The 15,664-nt window shown below is 72.4% G+C and carries 15 protein-coding genes and 1 tRNA gene; 10 read left to right on the top strand and 6 right to left on the bottom strand.

Features of this window, described 5'->3' with window-relative positions; genetic code table 11:
• Positions 1 to 81 precede the first annotated feature (81 nt).
• The gene (locus tag QSK15_RS00080; RefSeq protein ID WP_285792350.1) at positions 82 to 993 is read left to right on the top strand and encodes a rhomboid family intramembrane serine protease; all 912 of its coding nucleotides are present in this window, start codon (positions 82 to 84) and stop codon (positions 991 to 993) included.
• 4 nt (positions 994 to 997) lie between these two features.
• Here QSK15_RS00080 and QSK15_RS00075 read toward each other — a convergent pair whose 3' ends face one another.
• Positions 998 to 1,426 (bottom strand): PH domain-containing protein, encoded by a 429-nt coding sequence (locus QSK15_RS00075; RefSeq protein WP_285792349.1) that lies wholly within the window; start codon positions 1,424 to 1,426, stop codon positions 998 to 1,000.
• A 98-nt stretch (positions 1,427 to 1,524) separates the two neighbouring features.
• Here QSK15_RS00075 and QSK15_RS00070 point away from each other — a divergent pair, with 98 nt between their 5' ends.
• From QSK15_RS00070 to QSK15_RS00045, 6 genes are all read left to right on the top strand, one after another.
• Entirely contained in the window at positions 1,525 to 2,697 is a 1,173-nt protein-coding gene (locus QSK15_RS00070; protein WP_285792348.1) for a thiolase family protein, read from the top strand.
• Positions 2,698 to 2,751: 54 nt separating this feature from the next.
• Complete coding sequence (locus tag QSK15_RS00065) at positions 2,752 to 3,765, top strand: phosphotransferase family protein (RefSeq protein WP_285792347.1); 1,014 nt, start codon at positions 2,752 to 2,754, stop codon at positions 3,763 to 3,765.
• 111 nt (positions 3,766 to 3,876) lie between these two features.
• Complete coding sequence (locus tag QSK15_RS00060; RefSeq protein ID WP_030331626.1) at positions 3,877 to 4,383, top strand: hypothetical protein; 507 nt, start codon at positions 3,877 to 3,879, stop codon at positions 4,381 to 4,383.
• Positions 4,384 to 4,473: 90 nt separating this feature from the next.
• Entirely contained in the window at positions 4,474 to 5,166 is a 693-nt protein-coding gene (locus tag QSK15_RS00055; protein ID WP_285792346.1) for a response regulator transcription factor, read from the top strand.
• Entirely contained in the window at positions 5,159 to 6,625 is a 1,467-nt protein-coding gene (locus tag QSK15_RS00050) for a HAMP domain-containing sensor histidine kinase (protein WP_285792345.1), read from the top strand. Before QSK15_RS00055 ends, QSK15_RS00050 begins: the two co-directional genes overlap by 8 nt.
• Before the next feature lie 57 nt (positions 6,626 to 6,682).
• Positions 6,683 to 7,282 (top strand): hypothetical protein, encoded by a 600-nt coding sequence (locus QSK15_RS00045; protein WP_285792344.1) that lies wholly within the window; start codon positions 6,683 to 6,685, stop codon positions 7,280 to 7,282.
• Between the two features lie 40 nt (positions 7,283 to 7,322).
• Here the strand turns inward: QSK15_RS00045 and QSK15_RS00040 are convergent, their stop codons facing one another.
• Both QSK15_RS00040 and QSK15_RS00035 read right to left on the bottom strand, forming a co-directional pair.
• The gene (locus tag QSK15_RS00040) at positions 7,323 to 8,924 is read right to left on the bottom strand and encodes a ricin-type beta-trefoil lectin domain protein (protein ID WP_285792343.1); all 1,602 of its coding nucleotides are present in this window, start codon (positions 8,922 to 8,924) and stop codon (positions 7,323 to 7,325) included.
• Between the two features lie 245 nt (positions 8,925 to 9,169).
• On the bottom strand, positions 9,170 to 11,389 hold the full coding sequence (locus tag QSK15_RS00035; protein WP_285792342.1) for a glycosyltransferase family 39 protein: 2,220 nt from the start codon (positions 11,387 to 11,389) through the stop codon (positions 9,170 to 9,172).
• Positions 11,390 to 11,512: 123 nt separating this feature from the next.
• Here QSK15_RS00035 and QSK15_RS00030 point away from each other — a divergent pair, with 123 nt between their 5' ends.
• The gene (locus tag QSK15_RS00030) at positions 11,513 to 12,220 is read left to right on the top strand and encodes a glycosyltransferase family 2 protein (RefSeq protein ID WP_030331614.1); all 708 of its coding nucleotides are present in this window, start codon (positions 11,513 to 11,515) and stop codon (positions 12,218 to 12,220) included.
• On the opposite strand, the gene QSK15_RS00025 is transcribed toward QSK15_RS00030, so the two are convergent.
• Positions 12,206 to 13,099, bottom strand: a complete 894-nt coding sequence (locus QSK15_RS00025; protein ID WP_285794277.1) for a transketolase family protein — start codon at positions 13,097 to 13,099, stop codon at positions 12,206 to 12,208. The genes QSK15_RS00030 and QSK15_RS00025 overlap by 15 nt on opposite strands.
• Before the next feature lie 5 nt (positions 13,100 to 13,104).
• Positions 13,105 to 13,800, bottom strand: a complete 696-nt coding sequence (locus QSK15_RS00020; protein WP_285792341.1) for a thiamine pyrophosphate-binding protein — start codon at positions 13,798 to 13,800, stop codon at positions 13,105 to 13,107.
• Positions 13,801 to 13,847: 47 nt separating this feature from the next.
• Here QSK15_RS00020 and soxR point away from each other — a divergent pair, with 47 nt between their 5' ends.
• The gene (gene soxR, locus QSK15_RS00015; RefSeq protein ID WP_285792340.1) at positions 13,848 to 14,321 is read left to right on the top strand and encodes a redox-sensitive transcriptional activator SoxR; all 474 of its coding nucleotides are present in this window, start codon (positions 13,848 to 13,850) and stop codon (positions 14,319 to 14,321) included.
• Here soxR and QSK15_RS00010 read toward each other — a convergent pair.
• Positions 14,314 to 15,312 carry an NAD(P)H-quinone oxidoreductase gene (locus tag QSK15_RS00010; protein ID WP_285792339.1) on the bottom strand — a complete coding sequence of 333 codons (999 nt, stop codon included), beginning with the start codon at positions 15,310 to 15,312 and terminating at the stop codon, positions 14,314 to 14,316. The genes soxR and QSK15_RS00010 overlap by 8 nt on opposite strands.
• Before the next feature lie 161 nt (positions 15,313 to 15,473).
• Here QSK15_RS00010 and QSK15_RS00005 point away from each other — a divergent pair.
• Positions 15,474 to 15,560, top strand: a tRNA-Ser gene (locus tag QSK15_RS00005).
• Positions 15,561 to 15,664: the final 104 nt, after the last annotated feature.

The raw sequence follows: 15,664 nt of genomic DNA, 5'->3' as shown, positions 1-15,664 counted from the left end.
GCGAGGTACCTTTGCTCGCATGATTGAGCGCTCCGGAGCATGGCCGGTGGACCGCGCGGCGGCGGACGGAAGGTCGGCCCGGTGAGCGAGTCGCCACCGACCACCCCGGTCTGCTACCGGCACCCCGGTCGGGAGACCTACGTCCGCTGCACCCGCTGCGACCGGCCGATCTGCCCGGACTGCATGCGGGAGGCCTCGGTCGGGCACCAGTGCCCGGAGTGCGTCAACGAGGGGCGTCGCAGTGTCCGGCCGGCGCGTACCGCCTTCGGCGGCGGTACGGCCGGCCGGCACGGCTATGTCACCAAGGCAATCATCGCCCTGAACGTGCTGCTCATGCTGCTCTCCATCGCCTCGGACCGGGGTGGGGACGCGGCGGTGGGCGGTTCCGGCTTCGGCGGGCTGATGGGTGGCAGCACCCCCCTGACCAACTGGGGTTCGGTGCTCGGGCTGGCGTTCTTCCCGGACGGCACGCTCGGTGGCATCGCCGACGGCGAGTGGTACCGGCTGGTCACCGCGATGTTCCTGCACTACGGCGTGATCCACCTGCTGCTGAACATGTGGGCACTGTGGGTGCTCGGCCGGTCGTTGGAGGCCAACCTCGGGCCGCTGCGCTTCGGCGCGTTGTACCTGATCGCGGGGTTGGGCGGTAACGTCGCCGCCTACCTGTTCAGCGCGCAGAACTCGGCCACGGCCGGCGCGTCGACGGCGGTCTTCGGCCTCTTCGCCGCGCTGATCATCATCGAACGCAAGCTGGGTCGGGACATCTCCCAGGTGATCCCGATCCTGGTGATCAACCTGGTGTTCACGCTGACCGTGCCGGGCATCTCGATCCCCGGGCACCTGGGCGGGTTGGCGGTCGGCGCTTTGATGGCGTTGGTGCTCGCGTACGCGCCGCGTGGTCGGCGGACGCTGGTGCAGGTCGCCGGTGGGGTGATCATCCTGGCGGTGCTGCTGGCGCTGGTGCTCTTCCGGACCGCCCAGCTGCTCAGCTGACAGATCAGCTGACCGGGCGGGCGGCCCGCAGCGCGGCGGCCACCTCCTCCGGGGTGGCGCCCAGGTCGTAGCGGCCGAACAGGTGCAGCGAGTCGCCCGCGTCGATCTCCAGGGTTTCGCTGGTCAGCCCCAGCCGGGGCCGCCGGTCGACGGCGATGGCCTCGACCGCCGACCAGGGCAGCAGCCGCCGGCCGGCGAAGCCATGGATGACGGTGAGCCCCGCCGGGTCGACCGCCAACCGGACCGGCGCGACCAGATCACGTACCGCCCAGACGGCCAGCGCCGCGGCGGCCAGGGCGGCCACCGTCAAACGGACCGGGTCACCGTCGGCGAAGAGCAGCCCGAGCGCGACGAGCAGGGCGGCACCGGCCAGCTTCGCCGCCGGGAGGGTCGACGGCACTCGCCACTGTCGTACCGGGGAGGTCTCATCCACCCGCCCAGCATGCCAGCGGTGGTCGGGTAGCGCCTGGGCGGACGACTCGTCGACGGACGACGTAGGATCGGGGCAGCCCAAGTTACCGGGGAGTAAACATGAGTGACGCGGTCATCGTCGGCGCGGTTCGTACCCCGGTCGGGCGGCGCAAGGGCAGCCTCGCCAGCGTCCACCCGGTCGACCTCTCGGCGCACGTCCTGCGCGCCCTCGCCGAGCGCACCGGGCTCGACCCGGCCCAGGTCGACGATGTCTTCTGGGGCTGTGTGTCCCAGGTCGGCGAGCAGTCGTGGAACATCGCCCGCAACGCCGTGCTCGCCGCCGGCTGGCCCGAGTCGGTGCCCGGCACCACACTGGACCGGCAGTGCGGCTCCAGCCAGCAGGCCCTGCACTTCGCCGCCGCGACGGTGCTCTCCGGCCAGGCCGACCTGGTGGTCGCCGGCGGAGTCGAGTCGATGACCCGGGTGCCGATGGGCTCCAGCGTGGCCGGCGGCATGCCGTTCAGTGACCAGTTGCGCGCCCGCTACCGGGGCGTCGAGGGCTTCGCCGACGACGCGCCGCTGCCGTTCAACCAGGGGGTCGGGGCCGAGCTGATCGCCCAGCGGTGGCGCCTCTCGCGTACCCAGCTCGACGAGTTCGCGCTGGCCAGCCATGAGAAGGCAGCCGCCGCACAGGACGCCGGCGCGTTCGACCCGGAGCTGGCAGCGGTGCCACTCGCCGACGGCGGCAAGTTCGCCGCCGACGAGGGGATCCGCCGGGAGACCTCCCTGGAGAAGCTGGGCGAGCTGGCCACCCCGTTCCGCGCCGACGGCGTGGTGACCGCCGGCTCCGCGTCCCAGATCTCCGACGGCGCAGCGGCCCTCGCGGTGACCACCTCCGAGTGGGCCAGCCGGCACGGCCTGCGCCCACTGGCCCGGATCCACACCGCCGTGGTCGCCGCCGACGACCCGGTCGCCATGCTCACCGCGCCCATCCCGGCCACCGCGAAGGCGCTGCGCCGCGCGGGGCTGGGCATCGAGGAGATCGGCGTGTACGAGGTGAACGAGGCGTTCGCGCCGGTGCCGCTGGCCTGGCTGGCGGAGACCGAGGCCGACCCGGAGCGGCTCAACCCGCGCGGCGGGGCGATCGCCCTCGGTCACCCGCTCGGCGGCTCCGGTGCCCGGATCATGACCACCATGCTCCAGCACATGCGTGACAACGGGATCCGCTACGGCCTGCAGACCATGTGCGAGGGCGGCGGCATGGCCAACGCCACCATCGTCGAGCTGGTCTGACGCGGTCGGAAAAGACGTGGCCCCGGCCGGGGAGGGCCACTTAGGGTGCCCAGCGTGACGACGATTCCCGGTGAGCGCGCAACCGACTGGTCCGACGAACGGTGGCAGATGCGGGCCCGCTCCTGGGTCGACGCGCAGCTGAGCCGGGCCGGTCGCCGGGTGACCGGGCTGGTGGAAGCTCGGGTTCGCCCCTGGTCGCTGGTCTGGCGGGTGCCCACCGACGACGGCCCGGTCTGGTTCAAGGCCAACAACCCGGGCACTGTGCACGAGGCGGTCCTGATCACGGCGCTCGCCGAGTTGACGCCCGACCGGGTGCTGACGCCGATCGGTGTGGACCCGAAGCAGGGCTGGTCGCTGCTGCCCGACGGCGGCGAGTCGTTGCGGGACGTGCTGGCGCGCGACAGTGATCTGGCGCACTGGGAGCGGGCGCTGCCCGGGTATGCGGCGCTGCAACTGGTGAGCGCCCCGCACGCCGACGAGTTGGTCGCCCTGGGCGTGCCGGACCAGCGGCCGGAGGTGCTGGCCAGGCTCTTCGCCGAGTTGCTCGACGACCGCGAGGCGCTGCTGATCGGTGCCGAGGGCGGGCTCAGCCCGCAGCTGCACGAGCGGCTGCGGGCCGAGGTGCCGTCGTACGCCCAGCGGTGCCGGCGGCTCGCCGACATCGGCATCCCGGCCACCGTGCAACACGACGACCTGCACGACGGCAACGTCTTCGCGGGTCGGGACGGCTACCGCTACTTCGACTGGGGTGACGCCTCGGTGGCGCACCCGTTCGGCACGTTGCTGGTGACCCTGCGTTCCATCGCGGACGCCAGGAAGCTCGCCGCCGACGACGCCCAACTGGTCCGGTTGCGCGACGCCTACCTGGAGGCGTGGACCGAGCGTTACGACCGCCGAGCCCTGGTCGAGGCCGCCGACCTCGCGATCGGTCTGGGACCGGTGAGCCGGTCGCTCTCCTGGCGTCGCGCGCTGGACACCGCCGAGGAGTCCCGCGCCGAGTACGCCGGCGCCGTCCCGGGTTGGCTGGAGGAGCTGTTCGCCGCCGGTCCATTCCAGCCCACCGTCTGACCACTACCCGTCCGAGTCGAAAATCGGACAGGCAGTGCGACGGGAGGCGTGGAACTTCCAAAAAAGCTCCGTGACCCACGTCACCCCGGCAGGGGCATCGTTGGGCAGGTCATGGACGTCTTCTCCCGAACGTTCCTTCCGGCCGCCGCCGAGGCTGGCCTGGCCGTGCAGACGGTGAGCCGGCACATGCCGGTCTTCCGCCGCTGCGTCGGCTCCGGTGACGCCACCATCCTGGTCACCCGTTGCAGCCGCCCCGACCGCCCGGTCACCGGCGACTATCTGTTACTGCTCACGCACCGTCGACTGGTGGTGACCCAGCAGACCCGCCTCCTGCACCGACTGCGCCTGCACCTCAACACCGAGCTCCGCGAGCTGAGCAACGTCACCTGGAGCCCGGACCCGCGGTTGCAGTCGGTCGAGATGGCGGCCACCGCGATCGACGGGATCCGTGAGCGGTTCCTGATCCGGACCAGCCACCCGAAGCAGGTCTGGCAGCTCGACGCGTTGCTCAACCAGGCCTTCCGGACCCGCCTGCGGCCAACCGGCGCGCGGGTCGTCGCCAGCATCGGTGACACGCCGGCCGCCGCACGGCCCGGGATGTTCGCTCCGTCCTGGTGAGCTGACCCCCCGTCGGGCGTCGCACCGCCTTTACCGAACTCGAACACGCGCCGATCGCACCCGGCCCACCGGGTCGGCAATCATGGGCCGGTGACCGCCGAAACGCCGCATCGCGGGCTCGTCCTCGTCGTGGAGGACGAGCCGGCCATCGCCGACCTGGTTCGGCTCTACCTCACCCGGGACGGGTTCGGTGTCCACCTGGAACGTGACGGCGAGGCCGGCCTGAGCGCGGCCCGCCGGTTGCGTCCGGTGGCCTGCGTGCTGGACATCGCGCTGCCGGGCCTCCCCGGCACCGAGATCTGCCGCCGGCTGCGCGAGGCCGGCGACTGGACTCCGGTCATCTTCCTCACCGCCCGGGACGACGAGGTGGATCGGATCATCGGCCTGGAGTTGGGCGCCGACGACTACGTCACCAAACCGTTCAGCCCACGGGAGCTGGTCGCCCGGGTGCGCGCGGTGCTGCGCCGTTCCGCCGGCGGCCCGGTGGGAGCGGACCGACCGCGGGTCGTCGGCGAGGTGACGCTCGACCCGGCCCGCCGCACGGTCACCGCAGCCGGTGCCCCGGTGCAGCTCACCTCCACCGAGTTCGACCTGCTCGCCCACCTGATGGCCCGGCCCGGCCGGGTCTTCAGCCGGGAGGAGTTGCTGGCCGGGGTCTGGGGGTACGCGGCGCACGCCGGCACCCGGACGGTGGACGTGCACGTCGCCCAGGTGCGAGCGAAACTCGGCCCGGCCAGCGTGATCCGGACCCATCGCGGCGTGGGGTACGCGGTCGATGCCTGAGGGCCCCGGGCACGTCGAGTCGCCGACCATGGCCCTGCCGGTGGTCGGCGCCAGCCCACCCGCCGCACCTCGACGGGGCCGGTTCGGTCGTACGCTCACCGCCCGCGCGGTGCTGGTCACCTGCGCGGTGGCGCTGGTGTCGGTGCTGGTCACCGCCATCGTCGCGGTGCCGTTGGCGATCCGTGGCGCGGAGCGGGGCGAGCAGGAGGCGCTCGCGGCCCAGGCCCGGCTCGCGGCCGAGGTGCTGCGGACCCGCCTGGATCGGGGTCGCAGCGCCGACGAGGAGCGGCTCATCCAGCAGCTGCGGGACCAGGGCATCGACGCGTACCTGATCCGGCGCGGTGCCGTCGACCGGCCGGGCCTGCCTCCCCGGGTGGTGCAGCGGATCGGGCAGGGCCGCAACGTGTCGGCTCGCCGCTCGGTCAACGGTGAGTGGGCCCTGGTCGAGGGTCGGGCGTTGACCGGCGGCAACGGGGTGGTGCTCTCCCGTCCGTTGGCCACCGGGCTGTGGGCGCGCGTGCTGCTCAGTCTCTGGTTGCCGCTGCTGGCCGGGTTGACCGCCGGTGTGGTGGCCGGGCTGCTGCTGGCCCGCCGGCTGGCCCGGCCGATCCGCGTCGCGGCCACCGCCGCCGCCCGGCTGCGCGCGGGTGACCGTGCCGTCCGGGTGCCGGTCGAGCCGCCGGACGAGGTCGCCGACCTGGCCGAGGCGTTGAACGGGCTGGCTTCCGCGCTGGCCACCAGTGAGGGCCGGCAGCGGGAGTTCCTGCTCTCCGTCTCGCACGAGCTGCGCACCCCGCTGACCGCGATCCGGGGGTACGCGGAGGCGCTCGCCGACGGGGTGCTCGGTGCCGACGACACGGTGGACACCGGCCGGACGGTGCTGGCCGAGGCGCAACACCTGGACCGGTTGATCGGTGATCTGCTGGCGCTGGCCCGGCTGGAGGCCGCCGACTTCCCCCTTGAACCGGTGCCGGTGGACCTGACCCAGCTGGCAGTGGACGCGGAACCGACCTGGGCCGCCCGGTGCGCGGCGGTGGGCGTGCCGTTCCGGGTGGAGACGCCAGGGCTGCCGGTGCCCGGGTACACCGATCCGGGGAGGATCCGGCAGGTGCTGGACGGGTTGCTGGAGAACGCGCTGCGGGTCGTACCCCCAGGGTCGCCGGTGGTGCTCGCGGTCCGGCCGGCCGGCGCGGACCCGGCGCACGGCGGCGTGTTCGAGGTCCGCGACGGCGGGCCCGGCTTCACCGACGACGACCTGGCGGTGGCGTTCGAACGCGGTGCGCTGCACGAGCGGTACCGGGGGGTGCGCAAGGTGGGCAGCGGCCTGGGGTTGGCGCTGGCCGCCGGACTGGTCCGCCGGTTGGGTGGAGAGATCACCGCAGGGCATGCGCCGGAGGGCGGTGCCGCCTTCACGGTCCGGCTGCCCGGTGATCCTTACCTGACCCGAACATCGGCCTGACGCTCCGCTCGTCGTTCCCGGGAAGGCTGAGGTCTCCACTGACAGAGAGGGAGAGTCATGCCACGTTGGGGTATCGCCACCGGCACCACGGCACTGCTCGCGGCGGTCGCGCTCGGCGTCAGCGGCTGCGGCGCGGCCGAGGTGGCCAGCCAGCCCGCCCGGGACACCGCCGTCGAGGTCGCCGCCGCCATGGGGGTCGAGGGTCAGGCGCTGACCGCGATGGGCTTCGACGCCGACGACCTGGACGTGCGGACCGTCGCCGCACCGGCCACCCCGACGCCGGGCGGATCCCCCACCGCCGGAGAGAAGGGCCGGGAGAAGCGCGGCGAGGAGTGGCGCAAGCGCCGCCAGGCCCGCGTGCTGCTGCGGAAGAACACCCTGCACGGTGAGGCGGTGGTGAAGACGAAGGACGGCGGTACGCGGACCGTCGCCGTGCAGCGCGGTGAGGTGACGGCGATCGACGGCGACTCGATGACCGTCAAGTCCTCCGACGGCTTCACGATGACCTGGACCTTCGGCGATGACCTGCGGGTCGTCGAGCGGCGGGCCACCGTGCAGCCGAGCGAGGTCAAGATCGGCGCGACGCTCGGCGTCGCCGGCGCCAAGGACGGCGACAAGGCCGTGGCCCGGCTGATCCTCGTTCCCCGCGCGAAGTGAGCGCAGGGGCCCTGGTCGACGCCAGGGCCCCTGCCCCCACTCAGTAGACGCGGGAGCCGATGAAGTCGTCGTGTCCGTAGCCGACCGGGTTCGCAGCGGTACGGGCTTCGAACGACCACTGCTGCCGGGTGCTGCTGGAGCAGGTCGCCAACCGCAGGCGGGAACTGCCCAGCAACGGGTTGTCGAACGCCACGCAGAGGTTGCTCGCGGCAGCCGGCCTGATCTGGTTGCCGGAGAAGACGAACTGCTGCGCGCCGGTGCCGTTGCAGTCGTAGATGTTGACGGCGGTGCCGGCGGTCATCGAGCTGTTGGCGACGTCCAGGCAACGGTCGTGGGACAGCTCCGAGTGCAGCGACCGCCGGGCCGGGTCGTACCAGAAGCCCTGGTTGCGCCCGCCGTGGCAGGAGTACGGCTGCTGCACGGTGCCGTTGCGGGAGTCGTAGCCCTTGCCGTCGACGCAGGTGCCGGTGGCGAGGTTGCGCAACTGCTTGAATTCCAGCAGCCCCGGGTAGAGCACGCCACTGCCGGTGCTGGCCGGGTCGACGCAACTGGCCCGCGTCTGCCCGGAGTTCCAGAACTGGGTGATGCACTGGGCGAACATGCCGTGCCCACGGGCGTTGGGGTGGAACGACTGGCGGGCGGCGTTCTCGTTCCAGATGCCGACCTCGATGTACAGACCGCGGACCGAGGTGTTGTCGGTGCACACCTCGTGCCCGTGGAAGAGCCGGCTGGCGTCCAGGTAGCGGGTGCCGGTGTTCGCCGCGGCCGACCGCAGCGCCGACTCGAACATCGGCACCGCCTTGTTCCGGGCGAACGCGGCGTCGGCCAGGTAGAGCAGGCAGCCGCCGGAGTACCAGCCGGGGAAGTTGGGGTTGTCCTCGACGTCGGGGCTGCCGGGGCTCGGGTACGACATCAGCACCAGCTCGTAGTCCGACCGCAGGTATCCGGCCTTGGTCATGGTCTGCCGGATGTCGGTGAGCGCCGACTCCACGGCCTGTCGGCTGCCGTCGGTGCGGATCGTCCACTGGTCGGTGTAGGTGGGATAGCAGGCGCCCTGGAAGAACACCCGGCGGACGGCGCAGTCGGTGGCGACCGGACCGAACTGGATGGTGCCGTCACCGTTCGCGCCGACCACCACCCAGATCAGCTTCACGTGCGTGTTGCGCGCCTTGATGCCCAGGTAGTCGCCCTGGTTCAGCTCGTTGTGCTGGGTGGGGCCGCCGGCGATCAGGTTCCAGGGGGTGGCACCGGAGCAGGCGATGTTGTACTGCGCGTCCGAGGTGATGCCGGTGCGGAACACCGCTTGGTCGTACGAGCGGTCGCACCAGTTGCCGTCCTGGTGGGTGCCGGGGACGTAGTTGCCGACCCCCTCACCGGAGATCTCGCTGTCACCCATGGTGATCAACGCGGTGCGGCGTTGTTCGATCGGGCGGATCGCCGGGCTGCCGTAGAGGGCGGTCGCCTCGGCGGCGCGGATGGCTTCGAGGTTGGCGGGGAGTGGTTGGACGGTCGGTCGGTCGGCGGCACTGGCGGGGGTGGCCGGTCCGGCGAGCATCGGTAGCACGAGAGCGGCGACGGCGACGGCGACGGTGATGGCCCGTCGTCGGGTCGCGCGTTCGGGCCTGGCGGGGATTGCAGGCATCGACGCACTCCTTTCGGCTCAATCGCGGGACGTCGATTGAGTTACCAGACGGTAACGTGCGGATCAACAGATGTGAATGCGCTTCGGATCCTTACGCGCGGGATGCAGAACCGCCCGGATCGGACTATCCGGGCCTCTGGTCCGGAGGTGCGGCGGCCGTGCTGGTCCGTTCCGGGCCGGGACGGACCGTCCGACTCCGACGGCACCGGGCTTCCGACCCCGCGGCGTCCGGTCCGTCGTCCCGCTCAGCGGCCCGGCGGCAGCGCGTAGCCGACGTAGCCGCGGAACTCCAGCCGCCAGCCGGCCGGAACGAGCTTGGCGCAGGCCGCCTTGCCGCCGGTGCAGACGATCGCGTCGACCGAGGCGGGATCGGCCGGCGGTCGTTCCGGCAGCACCGACTGCAACGCCACCAGCTCAGGCGAGCCGCCGTCGGGCTGCCGCAGCAGCAGCCACCACGGGTACTCCCAGTTGTCGTTCTGCTGCACCAACCCGATCCGGCGCGCACCGCTGTCCCGGACCGCGGTCGCCGCCCAGCGGAACTCGTCGGCCCACTGCGGTCGGCGCAGGAACCGGGTGTCCCAGTCCGAGGTGGTGAAGACCGAGCCGGCGCCGACCAACCGGCGCGGGAAGCCGTACGACAGCGCGAGCACTCCGGCCAACGCCGACGTGGCGAGCACGGTGACGGCAGCCATGGTGGCCACCGAACGACGTCCCCGACCGCCCACCGACGCACCCGCGTCCCCCGCTGCCGGTGCGGCAGCACCCGCGCGGCGGCGGAAGAGCGCGTCCAACCAGAGGCCGGCGAGGGGCACGGCGAGCACCACGGCGTAGAGCAGCAGACGGTTGCCCCACGGCTGCCACTTGATCATCGCGGTGTGCAGCAGCACGGCGGTCAGCACCACCACCGCGTACGCCCGCAGCGACCCGGCCCGATCGGGGGCGATCTGCCGTGGCCGGCCGAGCGCGATCACCGCGCCGATCACCGCCAACACCCCGGCCAGCGGAAACGCCACCCGGTCCTCGTCCGGGTACCAGGCCGGCTCCGGGAAGAGCTCCCGGCCGAAGGTGATCGCACGGTCCTGCGGGTCGACCCCGATCGCCTCGGCACCACTGATGATCAGGTCGGCCCCGGCCCGGCGCAGCGGCGCCAGCGGCGTGTCGAACGCGGTGTGCCCGATCCGCAGCGCGTTGACCACCACCGACGCTGGGTCGTGCCGCTCCATCGGGATCGACTCGCGCAGCCGGGGTGGCCCCAGCGGGTGCCCGAACTCCGCGGTCACCCGGGCCAGGAACGGGCCGACCACCACGGCCGCGACCACCAGGATCAGCACCGAACCGCCGACCGTGCGGGCCAGCCCGCCGACCCGCCGAGCCGCGCCCCCCGCTGCCGGCTCCGTCGCCGCCGGGCCCCTGGTTTGGGCCAGCCGCAGCTGGGCCAACCCCCAGAGCACCAGCAGCGGACCGACCGCGATCAGGCCGCTGGTCTTCGTCACCGCGGTCAGCCCGGTAGCCGCCCCCAGCCCTAGCAGCGTGCCCCAACCGGTCCGTCGACGCAGCCCGTCCAGCGCCAGAGTCGCCGCGCAGGCCACCCACGCCGCGCAGACCAGGTCGGTCTGCGTGCTGGTCGCCTGGAGCACCACCATCGGCGTGGTCGCCAGCACGAACGCGGTGAGCAACTGGGCCCGCCGGCCACCGCCGAGCTGCGCGGTGATCCGTGCGGCCACCAGGAGGCAGACCACCCCGGCCACCCACTGCACCAGGTTGTGCAGGTGGTCCCCGCCGGTCAGCAGGCGCAGGTGCAGCAGCAGGTACTCGGCCCCGGGCGGGATGGTCACCTGCCGGTGGATGGCCGTGGGCCAGAAGTCCAGGTCACCCTGGGCCACCCAGTGCTCCACCTTCGGCAGGTGGTATGTCTGCGAGTCGAAGTTGTTCGGCTCGGCCAGCAGCGCGACCAGCAACTCCACCAGGACCAGGCCGCCGATCGTGGCGGCGAGGAGCCGCTCGCCCGGTCGGGCCGTACGCCAGGTGTCGACAGCCGCGGCGAGCAGGCCGGCAGGCCCCCGACCGGCCCGGGGCGGCGCGGGCGCGGGCTCACCGCGCTCGGCGGTCGGGGCGGACGCCTCGGGGCCGCCACCGGACACCACCGCGCCGACCGGCACCGCCCGCGGTACGACGGCCGCCGACTGCCCGAGGCGGCTCTCCCGTCGCCGGCGCAGACCGGCCGCCAGCGCGGCAGCGACCAGGAAGAACAGCCAGGCGACGGCGAATGCCGGCCGGGTCAGCGCGTGGGTCGCGCCGAGCACCTCGACGACGAGTACCGCGTACGCCCCGGCGAGCAGGACGGCGCGTACCACGGCGAGCCGCAGCGGTGCCACAGTGCCTACCGTGCGTGGCCTCGCCGCGACGGTGAGCAGGAGCACCGCGGCGGCGGGAACCACCGCGAGCAGGGAGCCGGCAGCCGACATGGCGGAAGTAAACACCATTGATCTGAACCCGCCACGTCGACTGCCCCGCAGTGGCGGTCGGTGGTGACCAAACCAACCAGGCTAGGCTATGGCCGACGTGTTGCCGCCACCGTGGAGATCCCCGTGAAGCTCTCGATCCTCATGCCGGTCTACAACGAGGAAGAACGCATCGCGGATGCCCTCAAGCAGGCACTGGCGGTTGACTATCCCTGTGAGGTCGAGCTCGTCGTCGTCGACGACGGCAGCCGGGACGGCACCGGCGAGGTCCTCGGTCGCGCCGACGACGCCCGCCTGCGGGTCATCACGCATCAGCGCAACGCCGGCAAGGGTGCCGCCATCAAGACGGCGGTCGACAACGCCGAGGGCGATTACATGGTCATCCTCGACGCTGACCTGGAGTACGACCCGCAGGACATCCCCAAGCTGCTCGACCCGGTGCTCGACGGGCGGGCCACCGTGGTCTACGGCAACCGCACCTTCGGCAGCCACAGCGCCTACAGCTTCTGGTACGTGATGGGCAACAAGGGCGTCACGATGGCGGCGAACGTGCTGTTCAACTCCTACATCGGCGACCTGGAGACCTGCTTCAAGCTGATGCCGGTGGCGCTCTACCGCTCGCTCGAGGTGCGCTCGCGCGGCTTCGGCATGGAGGCCGAGGTGACCGGCAAGCTGCTGCGTCGCCGGATCCGCCCGTACGAGGTGCCGATCAGCTACCGGGCGCGTGGCCGGGAAGAGGGCAAGAAGATCACCTGGAAGGACGGCGTCGAGGCGATCTGGATCCTCGGACGCGAGCGCGCTCGTCGCCGCCCCACCGCGTCAGCCGCCAACTGACCCCAGGAATGCGCTGATCGACCGCCGCAGACCGTCGGCGTCCAGACCATGCCACCGGGCGTGGTCGGCCGGATTCCCGTACCGCCGCAGGTCGGTCTGACCCACCCCGAGGGCGAGCAGCCGATGCGGTACGTCCGCCAGCGCCCGACTGACGAGCGCGCTCGACGTCCCCGCCAGGTACGGCTCGACCAGCACCACATCGGTGTGGACGAGCGCCCGCAGCCCGCGCGTGTCGAACGGCCGGGGCGTGTGGGTGTACGCCACCGTCACGTCCATCCCCTCCGTCGCCGCCAGGGTGGGGTCGAGCATCGGTCCGACCGCCACCACGAGTGGCGCGTCCGTCCCGCCCCGCCGGAGCACCCGTAACCGGGCGGCATCCGGGTGCGCCTCGGCATTGCGCTGCTCCGAGAGGCGCAGGTAGATCGGATCGTCGGTGGTGGCGGCGGTGCGCAGCAGCGGTGCCACCTCGTCCGGGTGGCCGGGCACCCGGACCGTCCAGCCGTCGCCGAGTGAGTCGAAGAGCGCCACGTCCCCGGGCGACTGGTGGGTGCGGCCCTCCGCCGACCCGTCGTACGACGCGCCGATGCTGACCAGGACCGCGCCTACGCCCTGATGGTCCAGATCCAACTTGATCTGCTCGTACGCCCGGTCCACCAGGAACGTCGCGTACGAGTGCGCGATCGGACGCAGCCCGGTCAGGGCGAGCCCGCCGGCCACACCGATCATCAGCTGCTCCCGGATCCCCACGTTGAGCACCCGGTCCGGGTGCCGGTACCCGGCGGGGGCGAACTGGCTCGCCGAGATGTCGGCCAGCACCAGTGCGGTACGCGGATCCTCGTCGAGGAGCGCGGTGGTGGTGTCGATGAAGGCGGTACGCATGTCGGTCATCCGTTGCTCCCGATGCGGGCGACGACCAGGTGCGGCTGTCGTGGCCGGTGCCCGGTCAACGCCGCGTACAGGGCTTCGTGGTCCCGGCCGTCGACGGTGTCGGCGGTCCAACCGTTGACGGTGAACCGGCTGGCGATGCCACCGGCCCACCCGTGGCTGGCCGACGCGTTGTCCACCACGACCGCGGTGAGGCTGTCCAGGCCGGTCGCTCCGGCGTACGCGATCGCCTCGTGGTTGGATCCCTCGTCCAGTTCGGCGTCGCCGAGCAGCAGGTACACCCGGGGTTTGCTCAGCCCTTGGGCGCGCAGGCCGAGCGCGGTGCCGACGGCCAGCCCGAACCCGTGCCCGAGGGAGCCGGAGCCGATCTCGACCCCGGGCACCAGGAGCCGGTCCGGGTGATGACCGAGTCGGCTCGCCGGCCCGGCCAGGTCGTCGAGCCAGGTGTCCGGGATGAAGCCGTGCGCGGCGAGCACCGCGTAGTACGCGGCCGGTCCGTGGCCCTTGGAGAGCAGGAACCGGTCCCGCTCCGGGTCGTCGACGGTGTCGGGGGTGACCCGCAGCACCCGGTCGTAGAGCACCTGGAGCACGTCGATGGTGGAGTGCGCGCTGGGTGCGTGTTTCTCGTCGCCGGTCAGTCGGCGGATCAGCCCGGGTAGTCGGGCGCTGCTGTCGGTGGTCAGTGCGGTGGTCATGCCACTACTGTGTGAGTTGAAGTGCACTTCAACTCAAGGACCTGGTGATGCCGGATTTGTTGACGATCGGTGAGCTCTCCGCCCGCTCCGGGGTGGCGCCGTCGGCGCTGCGCTACTACGAGCGACTCGGGCTGATCCGCGCCGACCGCACCGGCGGCAACCAGCGCCGGTATGCCCGCGCCGAGCTGCGGAGGGTCGCCTTCATCCGGATCTCCCAGCAGGTCGGTGTCTCGCTCGACGAGATCCGGGAGGCACTCGACTCGCTCCCCGAGGCCCGCACCCCCAGCCCGCAGGACTGGGCGCGGCTCTCGGCGAACTGGCGGAGCCGGCTGGACGAGCGCATCCGGCTGCTCACCAAGCTCCGCGACGACCTGGACGGCTGCATCGGCTGCGGCTGTCTGTCCTTGCAGCGCTGCACGCTCAACAACCCGGAGGACACGCTGGCCGGCGAGGGCCCGGGTGCCCGACTGGTGCTGCCCCGACCGACGGACGCCCCAACCCCGGCGGGCTCGCTCAGCTGACGGCCGACCCGCCTCCCGGCGGGCGGGTCAGCAGCACCTTGCCGAAGTGGTCGTTCGACTCGACGAGCCGGTGCGCCTCCGCCGCGTCGGTCATCGGCAGCCGCCGGTCCACTATCGGCCGGATCCGGCCCGCCTCGACCAGCGGCCACACCTCGTCGCGTACCCCCTGGACGATCTCCGCCTTCTCCGCGAGCGGTCGGGACCGTAGCGACGTCGCGGCGACGCTCGCCCGCTTGGCCAGCAGCGCGCCGAGATCCAACTCGGCCTTGCGCCCGCCCTGCATCCCGATCACCACGAGCCGACCGCCGGTGGCCAGCGCGGCGACGTTCCGGGCCAGGTAGGACCCGCCCATGATGTCGAGGATGACGTCCACACCGCGCCCGTCGGTGACCCGGCGGGCCTCCTCGACGAAGTCCTGCTCCCGGTAGTCGATCGTGTGCGCCGCGCCCAGTTCCCGCAGCCGGGCGTGCTTGGCCTCCCGCGCGGTGGTCAGCACCGTGACGCCGAGGGCCGCCCCGAACTGGATGGCGAAGGTGCCGATCCCGCTGCCCCCGCCGTGCACCAGCAGGGTGTCACCCGCGCCGAGCCGGGCCACCTGGACCAGGTTCGACCAGACCGTGCAGGCCACCTCGGGCAGCGCCGCCGCGTCGACCGGGTCGCACGCCGGCACCGGCAGCAACTGCCCGGCGGGAACCGCGACCCGCTCCGCGTACCCGCCGCCGGACAGCAGCGCGCAGACCTGCTGCCCGACCGCCCAACCGGCGACGTCCGCGCCGACCTCCGTGATCACCCCGGAGCATTCCAACCCGGGGTACGCGGACGCGCCCGGCGGCGGCGGGTAGTGCCCCTGCCGTTGCAGCAGGTCAGCGCGGTTGACCCCGGTGGCCCGCACCTCCACGATCACCTCGTCGAGACCCGGCTCCGGGTCGGGCACCTCGGCCCAGACCAGCGCGTCGGGACCACCGGGCTCCGGAATCGTGATGGCTCGCATGGGGCCAGTCTTCCCGATCTCACCCGGTGCCGCAGGCGCACCCTCCAGCCCACAGTGGACGGGTCAAGATGCCTGGCCGGTGCAGCGGGGAGGGACACTGGGCCGCCCGGAGTGAGCCGTGGCAGACTATGCGTGGCCGTACGCCCACGGGTGGCGGTCCAGGAGGGTTCGCCTAGTGGCCGATGGCGCTGGTCTTGAAAACCGGTAAGGCAGCGATGTCTTCGTGGGTTCGAATCCCACACCCTCCGCCTGATAATCGTGGTGTTTACGCAGCTCAGCCCCCGATTCCCGTCGGGGGCTGATCGCTGATGGGGGGGCTGGTGGGGTGACTACCCAGCCCCGTTGCCCTTGA

The organism is Micromonospora sp. NBRC 107095 (assembly GCF_030269705.1).
In the GTDB taxonomy this organism is placed as follows: domain Bacteria; phylum Actinomycetota; class Actinomycetes; order Mycobacteriales; family Micromonosporaceae; genus Micromonospora; species Micromonospora parva.
The sequence above is the reverse complement of the archived record's forward strand: the minus strand, read 5'-3'. Positions and strand labels throughout refer to the sequence as shown.